Below are 21,601 nucleotides of genomic sequence, written 5' to 3'. Positions count from 1 at the left end.
GCATTCGATTATTTTTCTTGATGATAACACTGTCCAAAACCTATCGGAAAAAGTGGTTCAATGGAGCTTTCCCAATAGTTAGGACCATATTTTCCATTGAAATCTTCCACTGATTTGGGCCAAGAGTGGGGGAGTTTCCCCTTAAAATCAAAAAAGCCAAATAGAACTTCAGCTATTCCATCTCCTTCCGATCCCGGTAACCAAGCAGCCACAAAAGCATCACTAAGTTCCATTTGGGGTGTAATAACTAGTGGTCTTCCAGATATCAGAACAAGCACTGTTTTGATGCCCTTTTGGGAATAAGACTGTACTAACTGCTGATGTTCTTCGGTAAGGGTAAGTTGGAATAGATTCATTTCGCCACCTACATCCCCAAAGAATTCTGCGTATGGATTTTCTCCCACCACAATGACTGCCACATCTACATCCTCAATTGCTGCTGTGCCATCAGGATCATATTTTACCTCATGCAAGGCAAACTTTCTAATGCCTTCCAAAATGGTGGTAGCACCTGAATAGTTTTCTGTCATTCCTTGCCAGTTGACTGTCCAACCCCCGGACTGTAAACCAGAATTGTCTGCAAATTTGCCCACAACCACAATTCTGGAAGTTCGCTTTAGAGGTAAAGCCTGATTTTGATTCTTTAATAAAACCAAGGACTCCCGAACTGCCTGTCGTGCAATAGCCCTATGCTCAGGAATTCCAATTTTTTGGATCAAGCTTTTGTCAGGAAAAGGATTTTCAAAAAGTCCAAAACGGAATTTCTGACGCAAAATCCTTCTTACAGCATCATTGATTCGTTCTTCTGAAATAGAACCATTCAAAACCCCAGCCTTGACTCCTTCTTGAAATCCATCCAAGTCCCCATCAACTGCCATCACCATATCAATGCCTGCATTGATGATTTCATTTTGCCCAAATCGGGAGTAAGCCTTCCAATCGGAAACCACAATTCCGTCAAACTTTAGCTGATCCTTCAGTAAATCCGTAATCATAGCCTTGTGGGCATGCATTGGAATTTCATTCAAAGTATTGAAGGAAGCCATTACCGAGGCAACCCCCGAATCGACTGCTGCCTGATAGGGTGGGAGTAAGCGCTCGATTAGCTCTTCCTTTGTAAGCGAGGTATTTCCTCCTTCTACTCCAAAATCTGTAGCTCCATCTCCTATAAAATGCTTAGCTGTAGCCAAAACCCCTTCATTACCATTTGATCCTTGATGTCCTTTAACAGAGGCTTGAGTCAATTTCGAAGTGAGCTCTGTGCTTTCGGAAAAAGCCTCATAGACCCGTCCCCATTTTTCATTAAAAGGAATGGCAACGCAAGGTGAAAAAACCCAATTAAAGCCTGTAGCCTTAGACTCGATGGCCGTAATCGCTGCTGCTTTCTCAACTATTTCAGGATTTCCTGCAGCTCCTAAACCAATATTATGAGGGAAAATGGTAGCTCCCTCGAAGGTGTTTTGGCCATGTATGGCATCCACTCCAAATAACAGCGGAATTTTTAATCGTGTATCCAAGGCCTGCTTTTGGAATTCTGAAAATTTGTCCTGCCATTCTGCAGCTGTAGATCCTGGAACTGGTCCTTGGGTATGAATCACCGAACCAATAAACTTGGATTTAATATCCTCGGGGGTTACATCGTCAAAATGTCGAACCTGAGACATCTGTCCGATCTTTTCTTCCAAAGTCATCTGAGAAATCAAATCCTCAATTTTTTGCTCCTGGTCATGTTTGAGTTTGAATGTCATCGATTTTAAAAAGTATCTTAATTAGTTAAATAAGGCTTCATTTACCCTTACAAGAATTTGTTTGATCTCTCCTGTTCGTTTGAATATCTTCTGGCTCAACTCTTCGTCTAATTGCAAACTATTCTCTGCAACTGTTTTGAATTCATTTCCAAAAGATATTTCAATGACGTCTTTGGAGTCCAATTGATAGACTATTGGCATCTGGCAAAAGGAAAAACAGAGCGATTTTTCTCCAATAAATAATTCAGTTTTCTCCCCATTCACATCAATAAATGGCAAAGTTTGACTTTTGGTCAAAAACTCTGATTTCTTTAGCATAAATGGATTAAATGACAACTTACCCTCTCGAATGAATACTCCTAATTCTCCAAATCGGCAGATTATATCCTCCTTGACCTGTCCCGTCATTCCGGGCTGTTGAGCCCCTTTACCGGCGGGAGTATGGGAATAAGGATCGGTTGGAAAAGCTCCATATACGGTTGGTGATTTATGCACCCCAATTCCTTCATTAATTTCGTAATAGTGATCTATCAATTGATCTAGGAGTTCCTGTGGAGCTTTCTCCTCTTTGGCTCTAATGCAGCATTCCCATACAACCAATTGAAGTTTAGAAACCATATGCCAATAGATGGATCCGAGACCTTCATATCCATAAAAAGTCCCGGAACGTCCAGTGAAAGCCTTGTGATTAAAGACCTTTTCAAAAATTTGCAAGGTTCCTTTTTTAGCAGATTCAGTTAATTCAAACTGAGCAGGGTCTAAGTTTTCCAGCGCTTTGGACAAGTCAGATGCATTTTTGAAGTTACCGTTGAAATGGTAGTTTCCATCCACATCCTGCTCAACGATCTTTTTATTGGCTTTTTTCAACAAACTGTTTAAAAGTTTCGATCTCTTTATTTCCTCCTTGGGTATGGTGTTTCTTTCCAAGAATCCAGGCAGCTCCTTATTTGGATACAGTAAATAGCTGTGTTGATCTGCGCGGTAGAGCTTGCTTTTTCGAAGTGCATCCAAGGTCTGCAAAGCCTCCTCCGAACTCAAGTAGCCGGAACTTAAAGCAGCAACCTGACCCTCCAGCATTTCGCTGAGGTATTCAATAGTGACTTCCTCTTCATTTTCGACACTCATCAGGTTGTATGCATGATACAAGTTGTCCTGACGTTTATTGGCTCTAATGGTATGCTCAAGGTAGCTTTGGCAAATGCTTGAGAACTCTAGAAGTTCATCGATCAAAAGGTTCTTTTTGACACCGCTAAAAGAATCAGCATAGATTTTCATTCTAAAATCACTCCCTGCTGTCCCCAAAGCATCCAATACATTTTTTCGGTCTTTGCCGCTAAAACTACCCGAAAGCAAACGCTGATGAGAATTGAGGGTAGATAAAGTTTCCTTGAAAAATGTCAGTAGCTCTTCCGAAACAGGAATTTCATTCTCAGTACTCTGCTTCAATAGCTGTGTGAAAAAATTTAGAAACCTTCTCAAATAATACAAGGTGACCATGGAAACACCATTTCCGACGAGCGCATTGTTGGCGTCGTTCCATTCAGGTCTTTGTGTATTCATCCAGATTCCTCCTTCTGGAATGAAATTGGAAACTTTCGCAAGAACTGTCGCGAGTATTTTCTCGATGAAATTTACCTGATAAATCCCACCAGATTGATCTTGAAGCAAGGCAGCATCTGAGCCGATTGAAGTCCATCGCCTTTGGATTTGCTGATCTAATTGATGATCAAAATCAATCGTGTCTTTAGGGTTTTTGAGGATCTCATTGTAAGCCTTAATTTTGTAGGGGACATTGGCATACACAAAAAAATCCTCCTTGAAGAATTTCACCAACCGACCCGGTGCATAATTCTCAGCAAATTCCAGAAACTTCAACAAGTAAATGATCTGATGATCACCCCAATACCCGATGTAAGACCAGGGATCATCTGCTTCAATTCTTTCCCAGTCTATTCCGTTTTTTGTGATTCGGTATGGATTATAACCATCAAATGTAGAGGCATTTAAGAACTTCAGGATCATGCTTTCAATGAAGTCAGGATAGGCGAGGGCCAAGGCTTCCCAATTCTGAAAAATATCCCGCCAATTTCCTGCATAGTCCAAGACTTTGGATCCGTCTTCGTTTCTGGTGTTGATAGAAAAATTATTCCAAGGACGGCTTGGATCACCGTGACGTCGGCTAAATTTCAAAGGTAAATACTCCAAACAAAGACGCTCAAAATGGCTGTCTCCAGAATTTTCTGCCAATTCTTTGAGCTGAGTAAAGGAGAATTTACCTGGAAGCGAATCAATTTTGCTTTTTTGCTTCAAGAAAACCTCTCGGTTAGCATTTTGAATAGAGTTCTTTAGGTCTTCCTTTTCGATTTGATAATTTTTATCAAAAATCCCACCCCGCATAATGTTAAACATCACATTGGCAAAATGTCGGGTGTCTTTTAAGGAATCTGCTGTAAGTTGTAATCCATCCGAGGCAGCATCCAGCTTAATTAGCTCTTCTGTCCCACGCTGAATATCTGCTTTAACTTTCTTGATTAAGTTCGGCTCGGTTTTTATTTCTTTGGCAAGGGCGCGAATTTGGGAGACATTCTGATTGATATCAGCCAGAATCATCCACTCTTTACTATCTCCCGGGTGCAATTCTGAATCGAAATGAACAAAGTAAGCACCCCTGTGAGCTTTTATGTCATATTCTTCCTGTATGGAAAAACCCTCTCTGAATGAATTTAATTGAGAAGAGGAGAGGAGTCGCTTTGCATTTTCCAAGCCCAGTGACCAAGCAATATTTGCTTTAAGCGCTTCACTTGGCTCGGCTTTGTCCACAATGATTGCGCTAAGCGCAAAAATCCCAATTCCACTTTCTCGATCAAGTTCATTCCTTTTATAGGCATCCACCAGATTGCTTCGCATAGTTTGAAGGGCACTTCCTACGCCATAAGGCATGATATTCTGGATCCCATCCAAGATCGATATGTTAAGTGTGCTTTTTCCATTATTTGAAATATAACTGGACTTGACAAAACCGTAATTATCACTTGTAGTCCATTCATATCTAAAGCATAGCTCCAGATCCAGATTATCCTCTTCAAACAAGATTTTATTACCAAAAACACTCTTGTATAGATTCCTTTTCAGCCGATACTCATTGGCGAAATGGATAGAAAATGGTTCCCAAACATGGGTTTGGTTGTTTTTCTGAACACGAATGATTGATTTCGAGCCGGTTACTTCTGATGACTCGAGGATTTTATCATCAGTGTAATAAGGAAAAAGTGCATTTTCGGGGTCTTTTCTACCGGCACTAAGCCCTCCATTACTTCCAATAAACAACCAATGATTATAGGGGCTGATAATGCTCATAAAGAAGGGGAGCATTTGATCAGAATTTGAAATTTTTAAAAATACCTCGGAGTCAATGACCTTGGTTTCAAGATTTATTGGTTGATTTTCTTCGTATTCACTGATGCTTTTTTGCATATAAAATTTTTTAGACTAAGAATAAAGACTTTAAAATAGAGCTATCTGCTCAACCAAACGAGCGATAAGGCCAATTTCTTTGTTGCTTCTCTCTGATACCATGAATCTTTCTAACATTTTGCCTTTTCGGGACTCCATGGACTTTGGTTGAGGTTCACCTATATATATTGGCTAGTTGAATAGATTCGGCTAAATCAATAGCTGAAAAGTGTTTTTCAATTTTTTCTAGGGTCATTCCAGGTGAAAAGGGATTTATTTCATGTGCTTTTTTCAGGGCAAAATACGCGGCTCTTGGATAGAGTTTATAGTAACCTTCTGGGTTTGTTTCACCTTTAGAAGTGATCCCAAACCATTCTTCATTCATGTTTTTCTCTCCTTTTTTGTAGTCAAATTCATATCCGCCATTTGCCCAGGATGCCTCATTATTATGAATATCAAGTTCGACGGTTTGACCGGTTTTCCACCAACCATCACTGAATTGAAATGTAAATCCTCCCAGGGAATTTCCGGATTTTCCCAAGCCTGCAGCATTTTCATAGATTTCTTTCCAATTTTCAACCATATAGAATGCTTGAGACTTTTGATCCTCAGTTTTTGTAATGGCATTAAAAGCATCTGCACCAAATTCTGTAAAAAGAATGGGCTTATTTAATTCATTTTTAACGCGCTCAAAAGCATCTCCAAAGGATGAACCGCGGTACATATTTGTTCCGAAAATATCTATGTCCTGACACTCTTCTTTTATGATCTCTAGAAAGAGTAAATCACCGTTACAAATAGCTATGGGCACAGTCCTGTCAATTTTTTTCATAGCGACAGTTGCCTCATTAAACAATTTGTACATGGCAGTAGCTCGGATGATTGATTCCTCATTCTCCTCTGGAATATCCTCTGTTTCAGCGCCTTCCCAGAATAATCCATAGTTGTTTTCATTACCAAGTAGGTAGAGTAGGATGCCTTCTGTCCCTTGGTACTCCTTTACCATCTCTACGACTTCCTTCAGTAATTTTCTTCTTACTCTGGGGTCAGAATATTCCGTGTTTTCCATCCAACCATCATTAAGGTCCATTCCATATCGACCAAAAGCATGATTGAGCATGGTATAAATTCCGTAATTCTTGTAGATATATGTAATCCATCTTGGAGGAATACCTATGTATATTCGCACCGAATTGACCCCCATGTCTTTTAAAAGTGACATTTCATCATCAAGAGCTTTCATGATGAATTCATCCGGTTGATCCCAAAGACTATAGTCGAAATTGGTACCTCTCGGAAAATAATCCCAGTTCATACCATTGACCATAAAACTTTCTCCTTCAACCAAGAGCTTTATTCCTTGATCATCATTAATCAGTTCTACTTGAGAATTTTGAGAATAAAGAATTTTAGGGAAAAGAAGGCAGGCGAGGATTAAAAAGGTGGAAATTTTCATTGGGCTTAAATTGTAAATTGATTACGACTATTAATGAAATAATCTTATTTCAAAACATTGGTAAGTACTTTATTTATGACTGATATAGCAAGGATGAGTACTACGTCATTTCTTTCATTTGACTACTACAAAATTTCAAAATCTCACTCATTGACCTATTTGAAAGGTAATTTGCCAAGATTTTGAACTTCACAGCGTTTGAGAAGCTCCTTAGAGTCGTACTGTGATCCGTTTGAGAATTGAGATATTACTCTTTTGTTACATAATTTATATTATGTTAAGTAAATATTTTTTCCACCTACACATTCTGAAATATTTTTAACTTAGTCCCCGTCTTTAAGTCCACCACCCTAATGAAGATTTCTTTTACCAGTCTAGGATTGATTCTAGGCCCACTTTCATTTTTTATCATCCTGTATGGCGTAAATTCTCCCGATTTAAATCAAGAAGCTTTGGCCATGTTGGCTTTGGCCAGCTGGATGGCGATCTGGTGGATCACTGAAGCACTACCTATAGCAGCTACTGCATTCTTGCCTTTAATTCTAATGCCTACTCTGGGAATTCTTCCTATAAAATCTGTTTCATCAAACTATATGCATCCTACAGTGATGCTATACATGGGCGGATTTCTAATGGCTACAGGAATTGAAAAATGGAATTTACACCGGAGGATCGCCCTATCGATTATTCAATTGATTGGAACTGACTTAAGAACTATTGTCTTGGGATTTATAGTAGCTACCGGTTTTCTTTCTATGTGGATTTCCAATTCGGCAACTTCACTGATGATGCTTCCGATCGGCTTAGCAGTTGTAAAGCAGTTTCAAGAGCAATTTGGAGCTGATCAATCCCAACTCAGCGATCGATTGGGTAAAAATATCATGTTGGGTATCGCGTACAGCGCATCCATTGGTGGCGTGGCTACTTTGATCGGTACCCCTACCAATACTATTCTAGCAGCCGTAGTCAGTGATCTTTATGATTACACCATTGGATTTAATGAATGGATGCTTTTTGGCTTTCCCCTCGCTGTTTTCTTAATTCTTATTTGCTGGTGGTATTTGGTCACTTATGCGAATCCCCTTCCCAAGAACTTTAAGCTAAATGACGCGAAACATATTGTAAAAGGGCAACTTATAAAACTTGGAAAAATCTCCTATGAAGAAAAAAATGTATTGATAGTCTTTGGCTTAGTCTGCTTCTCCTGGATTTCAAGAAGCTTTTTTCTGGCTAAGTTTATCCCGGGTATTGATGATACCATTATCGTTTTGACAGGAGTTTTGGTTTTGTTTCTCCTCCCCGATTCAACTAAAACTAAAAGAATTTTGGATTGGAAAACCGCTGAACGCATCCCTTGGGGTATTTTGATACTTTTTGGAGGTGGTTTGGCTCTTGCGGAAGGATTCAAAGAAACCGGACTGGCGGAATGGATTGGTCAACGGTTTACCTTGATAGAAGGAATTTCTTTCTTCTTATTGCTGCTGATTATTATCGCTTCGGTCAATTTCCTTACGGAAGTTACATCCAATGTGGCCACAGCCTCAATGCTTCTCCCGATTTTGGCTTCTGTCGCCCTCAAGCTGGATCTTCATCCATTTGGCTTAATGGTGGGAGCTACTTTAGCTGCGAGTTGTGCATTTATGCTTCCTGTGGCTACTCCACCCAACGCTGTCGTATTTGGATCAGGCTTTCTACAAATGAAAGATATGGTCAAAGCAGGGTTTTGGCTAAATATTTTCTCCATACTGATAGTTAGTCTCTTAGTGTATTTCCTTCTTCCCGTTCTTTGGAATATCGATCTGGAGATTTATCCTTTTTGATTTTTCCCAAACTCAGATAAAATAACCTTGCATCCTTTAAACTTTCTAATTCCTAAGGAGATGGCTTCGTCACAACTTGATATTTTAACAAACAATGATTTTGAAATCAGCTCCTCGCCATGACGATAAACATCCTATTCCCACTACTTAACTCCCAAACTTCCTAACTCACCAACCTTCCTACTTCCTAACTCCCTAACTCCCCAACCCCCAAACTTCCCTTCTCCCACCGTTCCATCCCACTAAACCCACTATTCATCCCAACTTTTTGATGACTAATTCAGGATTTGCGATTCTTGTGTCCATGAAGGCAAGCAATCCAATCCAAGAAAAAGTAAAAAGGCATAGAGGAATCTATTTCCTCTTGCTGCTCGCCCTTGTTTGTTATCTCTACCAACTAGTAAACTTGATTTAACCCCAACATTATGAAGGAAAGAAGTTTTGATTTTAGACAGATCGAATGGTGGATTACCACTTTGGTTTTCGTCAGTATCGTGCTATTCAATTTGATCAGCATGAATACCAATAGATGGGCTGGAACTCTCCCCTCGCCCTATGACCGCATTTTTGTTCCTACCGCGCTCTATGTGGTATTTTATATTTTCCATATGCAGTTGATTCCAACCTATCTGAAAAACCGGAAAATCGGTCCTCTGATCGGTTGGGGAATCCTGACTTTTGGCCTCGCTTTCATATTTTCAACAGTCCTTACGGTAGCCTCAGACCGATCTTTTGAGAAGCTTTTCCAACTCTTCTTGGGGGTTATCTTCTTGTATATTAGCCATCAAGGAGGAGCATTGGTATTGAAGAATATGCTCACACCGCCCCGGGTTTCTTCCTACTATTTTTACAATTTGGCCAGGATGATTTTGACCTTTATTGTGCTCATTTTCTTCCTATTACTGGGACAATCCTCTGTGATCGATGAGGGTGTTTTGATTCTATTTATTATGATTTTCCCGGTTTTGCTATCCTTGGTTCTCTACAATTATTACCTGGTCTATGGCAAGCGGAAAGCAGGTAAAAACAAGCAAGCAAATTGGTATTTGGCTCTACTGTTGGTCATAGTGTTCTTTGTGTTTTTTGCAATAGCTGCCGGGAATGGTCAAGAGGAAATTATTTTAATTGGATTTTTGATCAATGGAATTATTTTATTGATAATCAATCCTTTATCAAATCTGATTTTCAAGAAGTACGAAAACCTGACAGGTAAAATTTTCAACCTCAGCACGGAGGTAGGACAAGGACAGGCAAACCTTGATTTTCTTCGCTCTCAGATCAATCCGCACTTTCTTTTTAATGCCCTAAACACCCTTTATGCGAGTGCCTTGATGGAAAATGCAGAAAATACATCTGACGGTATCCAAAAGCTGGGAGATATGATGCGTTTTATGCTTCATGAAAATCAGCAACCCAAAATCTCCCTTTCTCGGGAAATAGACTATCTCCGAAATTACCTCGACTTACAGATGCTTCGTTTTGGTTCGCAGGAAAATCTGGATGTGGATTTTCAAATCAATACGGATGGCTGTCAGGGTCAGATTGCTCCCATGCTATTGATTCCTTTTGTGGAGAATGCATTCAAACATGGAATTTCTTCGAAAGAAAAATCGTGGATTCGGATGAACTTGCGATGCATCTCAGGCTCGGTTCATCTCGACTTGGTCAATAGTGTGCATCCAGTCAAGTCTACAGAAAGATCGAATGAAACTTCAGGGATAGGTTTGGAAAATGTGAAAAAGCGTCTCAACTTGGTTTATCCCAACCGGCATCAATTAAATATTGTATCCAATGACTCGGATTTCTTTGTACATTTTTCAGTGCAAATTCATTAATCTATGATCAAAGCTATTGCCATCGATGATGAGGGTTTTGCATTAGAAGTGATCAAATCCCATGCTTCGAAAGTGCCTTTTTTAGAGATTCAGGCCAGCTTTATCAATGCAATGCAGGGACTGGAATACCTTAAAAATCATGATATCCCTTTGGTTTTTCTAGATATCAATATGCCGGATATCTCAGGAATTGATCTGGTAGAACTCCTTCCTGCTGGCACAGAGGTGATTTTTACTACAGCCTATTCGGAGTTTGCAGTAAAAGGATTTGACTTAGAGGCTTTGGACTATCTCTTGAAGCCTTTCAACCTTACCCGCTTTGTGAAGGCCTGTGAAAAAGCCAGAACCCGTATTTTGGGAAATACGGATGATTCCTGGACTTTCATCAAAACACAGGAAGGTCAGGTGCGAATAGACTTTCCGGACTTATTGTACTGCGAATCGCAGGGGAATTATGTGATTTTTCAAAACAGTGAGGAAAAGTATCAAAGTCGGATGACACTTCAGGAAGCCGAGCGACTGCTGCCCTCCTACTTTATCCGGACCCATCGTTCATTCCTTGCCAATAAAAACCAAATCAAAGTTGCAGAAAAGCATCAGTTGCGACTTGGGAAATTTATCGTCCCGGTGAGTTCTACTTATTCTGATGAAGTCATGACCAAAATTAAAATCGAGTAGGAAAAAATAGACCGATGGAGATCATAGAATTAATCGAAAGCCCAGAAATTGAACAGAATAGCAAATTTAATACTGCTTATTCTCTGTTAAAGAATCTTTTGTCAGAATTGAGAAAAAGAGAGATACCGATTGAAATTTTGAATTCTATCAATCAGGAAATTGATAAGTTAAACGGCTTTTCAGGTTCGAATAAAGAACTGCTAAAGCAGGTCCGAAATTCCCAATCACTAATTCTTTCCCTCGTCAAAAAAGAGCTTGGTCTAGTTCCAAAAGGGCATTTTCAAACCATGTGGATGGCTATGGGAATGGCAACTTTTGGGATTCCATTCGGAGTGGTTTTTGGGCTTACTTTGGGAAATATGGCCTTCTTTGGAATAGGTATTCCGATCGGTATGTCCATCGGGTTGGCAATAGGTGCAGGAATGGATAAGAAAGCGCAGGAAGAAGGAAGGCAGTTGGATATTGAAATTAAAGCCTAAAAATGAAGCTGGTATTCCTTTCGATATTCTAAGGGTGTTTTTTGGGTTCGCTGCCGAAAAAGCCGATTGAAATTAGAGAGTGTATGGAAGCCTGAACTGAAGGCTACTTCGCTGACATTCAAATCGGTATCGTGCAGCAGCTTACAAGCATGAGCAATTCGAACTTCGGTCAAAAAATCAGAAAAAGAGCGGTTCATCCGGGATTTGAAAAAGCGACTGAAAGCTGAAACCGACAAATTAGCAAGGCCAGCTGCATCTTCAAGTGATACTTTTCCTTGGAAATGATTCATGACATAATCATGCACTTTACCCATTCTATCTTCTTCAGATTCTTTATGTGAGTTGATATAACCAGGATTAGCGATCAATTGCTTTTCGTTAGAATGAGCAATAGTCTCCAAGATACTCAACAAATGAATGACTTGGCTTGGACCGGAACTTTGGAGCATGTCCAGCATCAGCTTTTTGACCTGAAGATTGGTCTCTCCCCCTATTTCAATTCCAAACCTCGATTGCTCCAGTAAAACAGAAATGGGCTCAAACTCTTCAAAAACAAAGGGTGAATCATTCAGGAAATTCTCAGGGAAATAAATCACCACGCCGCGAGTTTCCAATTGATTTTCACTACGAAAATAAGCTGGATCATTTCTCCATAGATGTGGAAGATTAGGCCCCGTCAAGACCATATCGCCTTCCCGAAAAGCCTGAATATTATCTCCGACGAAACGGGTTCCCCTACCCTTCAAAACAGTAAATAACTGATATTCGGAATGAAAGTGCCAATTGACATCAAAATATGGGGCTACCAAGTCCTTAATCAAAAGGGCTTTGTTTTCGGGAATTCTTGACTTTTTTAAGGGCTTTCTCACTGCTTAATGACTTAATTTTATCATTACGGGACCTAAATAAGCAAAATACAGTCAGAAAATACCAACAAATAGGAAGAAGTATTCACCAAAATTGTGGAATATAGCTTCTCGATATTGCTTAAACCCAAATAATCATGAATCTAAAGAATATAGGAATTAGCCTTTTTGCGCTTTTGCTTCTATTGATAGCGAGCTGTAGCCAAAGCAAAAAGGAAGTATTCCTCTCTATGACAGAGCCAAGAAGAGTTGAAATTCTTGTGCTTGGACACGAAAGCGAGCATCATAATTCCGAGAAATTCATGCAGCATCTTGGAATTCCTTTGTTCCAAAAAGGCATCAACCTGACTTACACTGCCGATCCCAATGATCTGAATGAGGAGATGCTTTACAATTATGATGGCCTGATGATTTATGCTAATCACGATGACATCACTTCTGATCAGGAAAATGCTCTCAAAGACTATGTACAAAGCGGAAAAGCCTTAATTCCAATCCATAGTGCTTCTTGGTGCTTTCGCAATTCAGATTGGTACGTCAATGCTGTAGGAGGCCAATTTGAATCCCATGGTGAAGGCAATTTCACAGCTACGATTGTCGATGCGGATCACCCCATCATGAACGGGATTGAGGAATTCGAAACTTGGGATGAGACTTATGTTCATTCTCAACTCAATCCGGATATGCATGTTCTAATGGAGCGAGTGGATGGAGATCATCGAGAACCCTATACCTGGACCTTGGAAGAAGGAAAAGGAAGAGTTTTCTATACTGCTTATGGACACAATGAAGAGACTTGGAAACAGCCTGAATTTCAGGAGCTAGTAGCAAATGGGATTTTGTGGGCTGTGGGTGATGAGGTAAATGCACTTTTGGCAGCTTATGAAATTCCTCAGCCGGAATTCCAGGATGCAGAAATTCCAAACTATGAGCGAAAGGATCCTGCTCCGCGCTATCAGCTACCGCTATCTCCTGAGGAAAGCATGAAAACCGTACAGCTTCCTGTAGGGTTCGAAATGACACTTTTTGCTTCTGAACCGATGATCATCAATCCAATGTCGATGACTTGGGATGAAAGTGGTAGACTTTATGTAATTGAAACAGTCGATTATCCTAATGAGGTAAGAACTGAAGGAGGAAATGACAAAATTAAAATTTTAGAAGATACTGATGGAGACGGAAAAGCTGATAAGGTGACCGTTTTTGCAGAAAATTTGAACATCCCTACTTCAATAATGGCTGTAAATGGAGGAATTTTAATCTCCATGGCTCCTGATTTTGTATTTCTAAAAGATACCGATGGAGACGATGTAGCGGATGTGCGAGAAGTCATTATGACCGGATGGGGAAAAAGCGATACGCACGCTGGACCATCCAATCTCAAATATGGATTTGATAATAAAATTTGGGGTGTTTTAGGATACTCTGGATTCAGAGGTACTGTCAGCGGAGTGGAGCATTCTTTCGGGCAGGGTGTTTACCGCTTTAAGCCGAATGGCGAAAACCTTGAATACCTAGGCAATACTTCCAACAATACTTGGGGTTTGGCTTTCACAGAAGACTTCGAAACCTTCATTTCCACTGCAAACGGACAGCACAGTGTGTATTTTTCAATGGAAAATAAATATGTGAAGCGTCCCGTTTTCCAAGGCTCAGCCAATACCGTCCATGGAATCGACAGTCACTACGATATGCCTCACCTGACCCCTTTCCTTCGTCAAGTGGATTGGCATGGAGGCTACACGGCAGCTGCAGGACATTATTTCTACACGGCAAGAAGCTTTCCGGAAAAATTCTGGAATCGAATTGCTTTTGTAGCTGAACCTACCGGTAGGGTCCTACACAATGCCATCATCGAATCAGATGGTTCTGGATATACCGAGAAGAATGGATTCAATATTTTGGCTAGTTCAGACGAATGGTTCTCCCCTGTTCATGCGGAAGTAGGACCGGATGGAGCTCTTTGGGTTGCCGATTGGTATAATTTCATTATTCAGCATAATCCAACACCAAGAGGCTTCGAAAATGGAGCTGGGAATGCCTACATCAACCCACTTCGTGATAGTCAGCATGGAAGAATCTACCGTGTGAGTTATAAAGGAGGGGAAGACTCCAAAACCTTTGATCTTCGGGATGCCAGTAATGCCGAGCTGATGGAAGCACTGAAAAGTGAAAATATGTTTTGGAGATTGACTGCTCAGCGTCTGATTGTGGAGCAGCAAAATACCGAAGTAATCCCTGACCTTTACAAGATAATCGCTGACCAATCAGTAGATAAAATTGGTCTAAATGCTCCGGCAGTCAATGCCCTTTGGACACTTCATGGACTTGGCCAATTGGATGGAAGCAATAAAGAAGCAAGTATGCTTGTAGAAAAAGCCCTTCGTCATCCATCAGCTGCTGTTCGTAAAAATGCATTACGTGTTTTACCATCCAATCAAGAAAGCTTGAGAGCGATCTTAGGGTCCGGTATTTTGGATGACTCAGACATGCACACGAGAAAATTCGCGTTCCTTGCACTTTCTGAAATGCCTTTCTCTGAGGATGCTGCTAAAACTTTGCTTCAGACAGCTGAAAAAGATGAAAATGGTCAGGATCCATTTTTGCCTCAAGCAATGTTTGCAGCAGTACTTTCCCATCCGACCGAATTTGCCAAGCGGGATAATACCGCTGCACTTCAGGCTTCAGGAGACTCTGAGGTGTCTTTGGCAGATCGAATCAGTAGAAGCTTGGTGGCCGAGCAATATCCCTTGGATTCAAGAAACTCCATACTCTTTCCTCCGGACATAGCTGGAAAAGAGATTTCAATTCGAATGATCGTTTCCAAAGCCAATAATCCAATGGATGGAATTTTGGTAGCTTCTGGCAACAATACGAATGGCTACAGTTTGTACATCTATGAGGATGCTCTTCACTTTGCAGTAGCACAGGATGAAAAATTGACAATCATCAGTACCAAAAAACCACTTCCTGAGGAGCAATTCATCATTGATGCCAATTTGGTGGAAGACGGAAGCATGAGTTTGAAAATAAATGGTGAAGAAATTGGCAAAGCCAAAACCAAAGGTCTATTTACGACAGAACTTTCTCCTAGAAGAGTTCGTGTAGGCCAAAATGATTCTAGAAATCAAGTTGGAAAATATGTAGGAGGTTGGATGTTCTCAGGAAGAATAAGCAACAAATCTACCTTGGCCTTGAAAAAGCCAGGAACGGATCTCTCTGAAGATTCAGATAAGGTTGCTACCGTTTCAGCCAATGGAAGTTCGATTGTCAAGCTAGCCGTCATCCCACATGAGATGAAATATGACAAGACCACCTTTACCGTAAAGGCTGGTTCACAGGTAACTATTGACTTTGAAAACCCTGATTTCATGCAGCACAATCTAGTTATCGGTCAAAAAGGCTCGATGGAAACTATTGGAGAAGCTGCAGATGCCTTGGCCAGAGATCCGAAAGGATCCGAGCAAAATTATGTACCTAAAATACCACAAGTCATAGCCGCCACTCGATTAGTCGATCCTGAAGGACGGGAATCACTGGTTTTTGTGGCTCCTACCGAACCCGGAGAATATCCATTTGTCTGTACTGTACCGGGTCACTGGAGAATTATGAATGGAATTATGATTGTGGAATAAGAATGGCTTTAGAAGTAAAATTTGGTGTAAGTACCTGGCTTTGGACTTCACCCTTTAATTCAGAAACGATTTCTCTTTTTGAGAAAATCAAATCCTTCGGCTACGATGCGGTGGAAATACCGGTCGAAGATCCTGAATTGATTGACATTGACCGGGTCAAGAAAGCGCTCGCAGAACATGCTCTCAAACCTATCATCTGCGGGGCTTTCGGGCCTACCCGGGATTTGACTCATGAGGATCCTAAATTCCATCAGACTTGCTTCGATTACTTAGATGCTTGCTTTGAAATTGCTTCCGAATTGGGTGCTGGATTTGTGGCTGGTCCTATGTACTCTGCTGTGGGTAAGGCCCGCTTGGTATCTCCCGAGCAACGAAAATTCGAATGGGATCGTGCGGTCACTAATCTTCAGAAGGTGAGCAAACGAGCCGGAGAATTCGGGTTGGAGATCGCCTTAGAAACCTTGAATCGATTCGAAACAGATCTAATTAACACCGCTGCTGAACTCAAGCAATTAATCGCTGATATCAACGAACCTCAGGCCAAAGCCCTTTTGGATGGCTTTCATATGAGCATTGAAGAACCAAGCATTGAAGATGCCATTGCAGCTGTTGGGGACAAATTGATCCACGTGCAAGTCTCTGAAAACTACAGAGGAACCCCAGGTACTGGACAGACAAATTGGTCTGCATGGAAACGAGGCTTGGAAAAAATCAATTACCAGGGTGCCATTTCCATCGAAAGCTTTACACCGAATGTCAAGGAATTGGCCGGAGCGGTTTGCATTTGGAAACCTTTGGTACCATCTCAGGATGGCTTCGCCAAAGAGGGGCTTGAATTCTTGAAAAAATGGGCAGCTGAGTAAATCAAGCTGTTTATAACTAAGGTTATGTCAGTCAGAGCGGAGTCGAGGACCCTTCGACTCCGCTCAGGGTGACATCAACATGGGTCATCTGACATCCGAAAATATTTTATTCTTTTAAACCCAAAAACAACATATCTATGAGCCAAAAACCAATCAATATTGCCATCATCGGCCTTGGATTTGGTGCTGAGTTTATTCCTATCTATCAGAAGCACCCCTTGGCAAACATGTATGCCGTTTGCCAAAGAAATAAAGAAAAAGCCGAAGAAATCGGGAAAGCTTTTGGCATCGAAAAAGTCTATACAGACTATGACGAGCTGCTAAAGGATCCAAATATCGACGCAGTTCATATTAATACCCCCATTCAAAATCACGCGGAGCAATCCATCAAAGCACTGAAAGCGGGAAAACATGTAGCATGTACTGTTCCGATGGCAACTACCGTAGATGAATGCCGTCAGATCGTCGAACTCTGTGAAGAGACGGGTTTGACCTACATGATGATGGAAACTGTGATTTACAGCCGTGAATTTCTTTTCGTAAAGGAGATGTATGAAAAAGGAGAATTGGGCAAAATCCAGTTTCTCCGCGCTTCTCATCAGCAGGAAATGGCTGGATGGCCAGGCTATTGGGAAGGCCTCCCTCCCATGCACTATGCGACTCATTGTGTAGGTCCTGTTTTGGCTTTGCCAAAAGGTCAGGCTGAGTATGTTTCTTGCCTCGGATCGGGTCGGATAGATGAAAATTTGATTCCAAAGTACGGTTCTCCTTTTGCTATTGAAACTTGCCACATTAAGCTAAAAGATTCTGATCTCGCAGCAGAAGTAACTCGTTCCCTTTTCAATACAGCAAGACAGTATCGGGAAAGCTTTGATGTGTACGGTTCCAAAAAGTCCTTTGAATGGACACTCATCGAACATGAAGACTCGGTAATTCATACCGGTGAAGTTCCAGAAAAGGTCAAAATCCCAGATTATGCTCATTTACTACCTGAGGGAATTCAAAAATTTACAACCCAAGGAGTATATGACTCAGATGAAAATCAGCATTTATCCTTTACTCAAGGATCTGGTCATGGTGGTTCTCATCCTCATTTGGTCGATGAGTTCTTAAATGCGCTTACAGAAGGCAGAGCTCCCTATCCGGATGCTAGACAATCAGCCAATATAACCTGCGTGGGTATTTTGGCACATGAATCTGCTATGGATGGAGGAAAAATCAAATATCTACCTGAGTTTACCCTCAGCAAATAAAACCAAAAAGGCCTGGAAAATTTCCAGGCCTTGTTTTTTGATTTTTTCACCACAGAGGACACAGAGGAGTTTTTGAAAAACAAAGGACACGAAGGAGATGAACCTCTAAGGACACAAAATGCCAGATTGTCCCTAGCATCAAGGAAAGATAGGTAAGAAAAAGCTTTGTGTTCGTTGTGCTTTTGGTGTTTTTTCACCTTGGAGGATACGGAAAAAAATTAAAATTTCCCACTTCCCACTTATTTCACTTTCTTCGCTTCTGTCACAAACATGTCCATCAGCGATCCTGAAGCATTTTCATCATCCACTTTTTTTAGACTCAAGTAAACGTCATAACCCGTAATATTGAAATAAGCTGTTAGAACACCATCAGTGATACTGACTGAGGACATTTCCTTTTCTGTACCGGAAGCATCTTCTACGAAATAGCCCATGGTCTTGCCGTCAATAGTTTCAAATCGCATAGGAATAGTTGCTGTACCTTCTGGGGTATCGTAAACCGTCACGGCCCACTTACCTTCGAAATATTCAGGAGAGGCAGTAAAACTGGAAAAGGTGACCAGTGAGCCCATAGCCACAAGGAGGACTAGCAATAAGGAGGATAATTTTTTCATTGATGTAAAGGGTTAAATTTTTCAGAATTTAAACAATCTAAATGATTGAAAAAACACCTAGATTAAAATTAATTTATAAAATTTATAACCTGAATAGGTAAATTAACTCTTTAAATAGTAATAAAAATATAAAATGAATTTCTTAATTAGATTATGGATTTACTTGCTTCGAAAGAATCTGCAATGGTTATAATAAATTAATTCTCTAAATAATAATATTTCAACTGAAGACAGTGAGTCCATTTTTGTGTTACGTTCTCAAGACTTTTTCTCATTCTAATTAAAACCATTTATGTAAATCATTGTGTTTCTTAATAGGCTTTGCAAACCACGAATAAAAATTTTTAAATATTGATTTTCAAATAGTTATAATTTTTTCTAATGTATTAAACATAATTAAAACAATGATTTATTCCTTATACATACAGTTTTTTGTATTAAACTAAATTCAAAAAAATTAGTAATAAGAATTATAAATAAAATATCGTTTATTTATCTTTAAGAGCTAAAAATTAGTGCTTTATGCTTAGGGTATGATAAATTACCTGAGCAGACATACATCGAATATCAGTTTCATATACTATTCAATGCCAAATTTAGTATTATTTCTACTGTTAATTTTCAATTCTGCTGATCCTACAAGCGATAGCTTGAAATTGGAACTTCAAAAAACAAATAATCCTGGCACGAAAGCCTCGATATATTATTCCTTAGCTAGACACTACTATGGTTCGAATCAGGATTTAGCCATTTCGTATGCAGATTCATCTATTTATTTTGGAGAATTGGCTGAATTACCGAAAATGCAAGGAAATGCAATCAATATTAAAGCAGTAGCTTATCTGATCAAATCTGATTTTGAAACCTCCATGAAGCTGAATGTAGATGCATTAAGAATCAGAGAAAGTATACAGGATACGCTAGGATTAGTTGAATCTCACCTTAACATAGGAAATATTCTCTATCGAACCGGTGAGAGTTTTGAGGCGGCTGAACGATATAAAAAGGCATTGACATATGCTAAAATGGCCAACAGTCAGCGAGGATTGAGTTTGCTATACAATAATTTGGGAAGCTACTATAGAGACAAATGGATTTCAACTGGTGCAAAAGAGGATTTGGACTCAGCCAAAGCGTACCTTTCCGAATCTCTAGAAATCAAAACCAGTTTGAATGACGTCAGTGGACTTATTCATACACTGAATCAGCTTTCAGAGTTAGCTCAAGGTGAAAAGCAATATATGCTTGCTGAGAATTATCTGAAAAGGAGTTTGAAGGTCTCTGAAGGAATCAATGATACAGAGCTTCAAATTTCAGTACTAACGCAACTTTCTCAATTCAATCTAGAGGTAGGTGATAAAAATCAGGCATTAAATTATGCCAAAAGTGCTTTTGAGCTTGCTGAAGGAATGGATTCAAACTACATGATCTCCAGTACTGCAAATTATCTTATTGATGCATATCAGGAAACCGGAGATTATCAGAATGCACTGGAAGTTGCAAAACAAAAAATAAAAGCTGATGGACTACTTTTCAATGAAAGCAAACAAAAAATTCAGGATGATTTACTGATCCAATATGAGTCGGAGAAAAAGGAATTGGAAAATCAAAGACTCCTGGAGGAACAACGGTTTTTAGATTTAAACCTCCAACGGAAGAATGAACTTCTAATTGCTGCAGTGATAATTTTGGTAGGATTGATAGGGCTTGGAATCTATCAACGAAAGAAAAATAATGAATTAGAACTTGCCAAGAAGAAGATAGATATGACCCTGGCCCAACTGACAGAAAAGAATGATCAAGTGGAAAAACAGTCCGTGCTTCTCAGTCAGGCAAATTCTGAACTCAAAGAGGCAAATTCTATTCGGGAAAAGTTGTTGTCTGTAGTGTCCCACGATGTAAAAGCCCCCCTCTCCTCTCTTCAGGTTCTTTTGGAATATTGGGATCAAAAAATCCTAACCAATGAAGAACTTGCCAGCCTAGTACCTAGAATTGCAAAACAAACAAAAACTGTACAAGAGCTTTTGAAAAACCTTCTACAATGGGCTCAAACACAGATGAAGTCCAGCAATCTCCAATTAGAAGAAAAAAATCTTAGGTCACTAGTTGATGAGGCTATTCAATTTGCAATTCCAACGGCAGAAGGGAAAAAGATAAATATTTTGAACGCCATACCCGAAAACCTAAGTATTCAAACTGATAGCAATCGGCTTAATTTCATTATTCGAAATTTAGTCTCGAACTCTTTGAAATTCACCAATCCCGATGGTCAAATTAAAGTTTCCTTTGAGTCTACTGGAAATGGGAATATCCATATTTCGGATAACGGAATAGGAATGAGTAAGGAGAAACTCGCATCTCTTTTTCAACAGGGAATGGGGCCCTCTATCGGTACAGCTGGCGAAAAGGGTTCAGGTATTGGATTATTACTCTGCAAGGAATTTGCCGAAAGCATGGGTGCTCGATTAGAAGTAGAAAGCGAAGAGAATAAGGGCTCAACCTTTACGATTGTTCTTGGGTAGGTTTTGGATTTTCGTTTGAATTTTAAATGATTACCCTTTTGCCCCGCTCTTAGCTATTAAAAGATATCAAACATCTTTAAATGGTAACTTCGTTAGCACAATTTTTTGCAATGGATATTAAGTCAATTCTCAAAAGGCTGGAAAACCTTGATTTTTGCAACGCTATAAGGTATAGCTTGTCAATAGGCAATTTCAAAAAGTGCGGTCGCTAAATACTCAAGATAGGATTTCCTGCTTAACCCCCTGCTAAGCCTACTCTAATCTCGTGAGGTATCAAAAGCTTAAAACAAAAAAACTCATACCATAAAAATAAAAAAGCACCTGAAATTCAGATGCTTTTAAATGAGCCCCTTGCCGGGATCGCCCCGATAGCTATCGG

General features: G+C 40.0%; 13 protein-coding genes. 8 read left to right on the top strand and 5 right to left on the bottom strand.

Annotated elements, in window-relative coordinates; all coding sequences use genetic code 11:
• Nucleotides 1–8 precede the first annotated feature (8 nt).
• The 3 genes from G457_RS0105675 to G457_RS0105665 all read right to left on the bottom strand — a co-directional run bounded on the left by G457_RS0105675 (nt 9) and on the right by G457_RS0105665 (nt 6,657).
• Nucleotides 9–1,748: a glycoside hydrolase family 3 protein gene (locus G457_RS0105675; RefSeq protein WP_026945602.1), complete on the bottom strand. Its 1,740-nt coding sequence runs from the start codon at nt 1,746–1,748 to the stop codon at nt 9–11.
• 21 nt (nt 1,749–1,769) lie between these two features.
• Nucleotides 1,770–5,222 carry a hypothetical protein gene (locus G457_RS0105670; RefSeq protein WP_035483300.1) on the bottom strand — a complete coding sequence of 1,151 codons (3,453 nt, stop codon included), beginning with the start codon at nt 5,220–5,222 and terminating at the stop codon, nt 1,770–1,772.
• A gap of 154 nt (nt 5,223–5,376) precedes the next feature.
• Nucleotides 5,377–6,657, bottom strand: coding sequence for a glycoside hydrolase family 2 TIM barrel-domain containing protein (locus G457_RS0105665; protein ID WP_035483298.1), 1,281 nt, complete (start codon nt 6,655–6,657; stop codon nt 5,377–5,379).
• A 353-nt stretch (nt 6,658–7,010) separates the two neighbouring features.
• Between G457_RS0105665 and G457_RS0105660 the strand changes: the two genes are divergently transcribed.
• The 4 genes from G457_RS0105660 (at nt 7,011) to G457_RS0105645 (ending at nt 11,469) form a co-directional block, all read left to right on the top strand.
• A complete protein-coding gene (locus G457_RS0105660) occupies nt 7,011–8,477 on the top strand; it encodes an SLC13 family permease (RefSeq protein WP_026945599.1) in 1,467 nt (488 codons plus the stop codon).
• A 425-nt stretch (nt 8,478–8,902) separates the two neighbouring features.
• The gene (locus tag G457_RS0105655; RefSeq protein ID WP_026945598.1) at nt 8,903–10,312 is read left to right on the top strand and encodes a histidine kinase; all 1,410 of its coding nucleotides are present in this window, start codon (nt 8,903–8,905) and stop codon (nt 10,310–10,312) included.
• Nucleotides 10,313–10,315: 3 nt separating this feature from the next.
• A complete protein-coding gene (locus G457_RS0105650) occupies nt 10,316–10,990 on the top strand; it encodes a LytR/AlgR family response regulator transcription factor (protein WP_026945597.1) in 675 nt (224 codons plus the stop codon).
• A 137-nt stretch (nt 10,991–11,127) separates the two neighbouring features.
• The gene (locus G457_RS0105645; protein WP_051260757.1) at nt 11,128–11,469 is read left to right on the top strand and encodes a hypothetical protein; all 342 of its coding nucleotides are present in this window, start codon (nt 11,128–11,130) and stop codon (nt 11,467–11,469) included.
• Here the strand turns inward: G457_RS0105645 and G457_RS0105640 are convergent.
• Nucleotides 11,466–12,338, bottom strand: coding sequence for an AraC family transcriptional regulator (locus G457_RS0105640; RefSeq protein ID WP_026945595.1), 873 nt, complete (start codon nt 12,336–12,338; stop codon nt 11,466–11,468). The genes G457_RS0105645 and G457_RS0105640 overlap by 4 nt on opposite strands.
• A 134-nt stretch (nt 12,339–12,472) precedes the next feature.
• Here G457_RS0105640 and G457_RS0105635 point away from each other — a divergent pair, with 134 nt between their 5' ends.
• The 3 genes from G457_RS0105635 (at nt 12,473) to G457_RS0105625 (ending at nt 18,086) form a co-directional block, all read left to right on the top strand.
• A complete protein-coding gene (locus G457_RS0105635; protein WP_035483295.1) occupies nt 12,473–15,970 on the top strand; it encodes a PVC-type heme-binding CxxCH protein in 3,498 nt (1,165 codons plus the stop codon).
• A gap of 2 nt (nt 15,971–15,972) precedes the next feature.
• Complete coding sequence (locus G457_RS0105630) at nt 15,973–16,833, top strand: sugar phosphate isomerase/epimerase family protein (RefSeq protein WP_026945593.1); 861 nt, start codon at nt 15,973–15,975, stop codon at nt 16,831–16,833.
• Nucleotides 16,834–16,970: 137 nt separating this feature from the next.
• Nucleotides 16,971–18,086 (top strand): Gfo/Idh/MocA family protein, encoded by a 1,116-nt coding sequence (locus G457_RS0105625; protein WP_026945592.1) that lies wholly within the window; start codon nt 16,971–16,973, stop codon nt 18,084–18,086.
• Between the two features lie 239 nt (nt 18,087–18,325).
• Here G457_RS0105625 and G457_RS0105620 read toward each other — a convergent pair whose 3' ends face one another.
• The gene (locus G457_RS0105620; RefSeq protein ID WP_026945591.1) at nt 18,326–18,700 is read right to left on the bottom strand and encodes a hypothetical protein; all 375 of its coding nucleotides are present in this window, start codon (nt 18,698–18,700) and stop codon (nt 18,326–18,328) included.
• Between the two features lie 587 nt (nt 18,701–19,287).
• On the opposite strand from G457_RS0105620, the gene G457_RS0105615 reads away from it, so the two are divergent.
• On the top strand, nt 19,288–21,222 hold the full coding sequence (locus G457_RS0105615; RefSeq protein ID WP_026945590.1) for a tetratricopeptide repeat-containing sensor histidine kinase: 1,935 nt from the start codon (nt 19,288–19,290) through the stop codon (nt 21,220–21,222).
• The last annotated feature ends 379 nt before the right edge of the window (nt 21,223–21,601 follow it).

This window comes from Algoriphagus marincola DSM 16067 (assembly GCF_000429405.1).
In the GTDB taxonomy this organism is placed as follows: Bacteria; Bacteroidota; Bacteroidia; order Cytophagales; family Cyclobacteriaceae; genus Algoriphagus; species Algoriphagus marincola.
Note: the sequence above shows the minus strand (reverse complement) of the source record. Positions and strands in the feature narration are given on the sequence as shown.

Coding starts and splice junctions, on each gene's coding strand:
- G457_RS0105670 (WP_035483300.1), bottom strand. CDS start 5,222: ATGCAAAAAAGCATCAGTGAATACGAAGAAAATCAACCAATAAATCTT.
- G457_RS0105615 (WP_026945590.1), top strand. CDS start 19,288: ATGCCAAATTTAGTATTATTTCTACTGTTAATTTTCAATTCTGCTGAT.
- G457_RS0105630 (WP_026945593.1), top strand. CDS start 15,973: ATGGCTTTAGAAGTAAAATTTGGTGTAAGTACCTGGCTTTGGACTTCA.
- G457_RS0105675 (WP_026945602.1), bottom strand. CDS start 1,748: ATGACATTCAAACTCAAACATGACCAGGAGCAAAAAATTGAGGATTTG.
- G457_RS0105620 (WP_026945591.1), bottom strand. CDS start 18,700: ATGAAAAAATTATCCTCCTTATTGCTAGTCCTCCTTGTGGCTATGGGC.
- G457_RS0105660 (WP_026945599.1), top strand. CDS start 7,011: ATGAAGATTTCTTTTACCAGTCTAGGATTGATTCTAGGCCCACTTTCA.
- G457_RS0105665 (WP_035483298.1), bottom strand. CDS start 6,657: ATGAAAATTTCCACCTTTTTAATCCTCGCCTGCCTTCTTTTCCCTAAA.
- G457_RS0105650 (WP_026945597.1), top strand. CDS start 10,316: ATGATCAAAGCTATTGCCATCGATGATGAGGGTTTTGCATTAGAAGTG.
- G457_RS0105625 (WP_026945592.1), top strand. CDS start 16,971: ATGAGCCAAAAACCAATCAATATTGCCATCATCGGCCTTGGATTTGGT.
- G457_RS0105635 (WP_035483295.1), top strand. CDS start 12,473: ATGAATCTAAAGAATATAGGAATTAGCCTTTTTGCGCTTTTGCTTCTA.
- G457_RS0105655 (WP_026945598.1), top strand. CDS start 8,903: ATGAAGGAAAGAAGTTTTGATTTTAGACAGATCGAATGGTGGATTACC.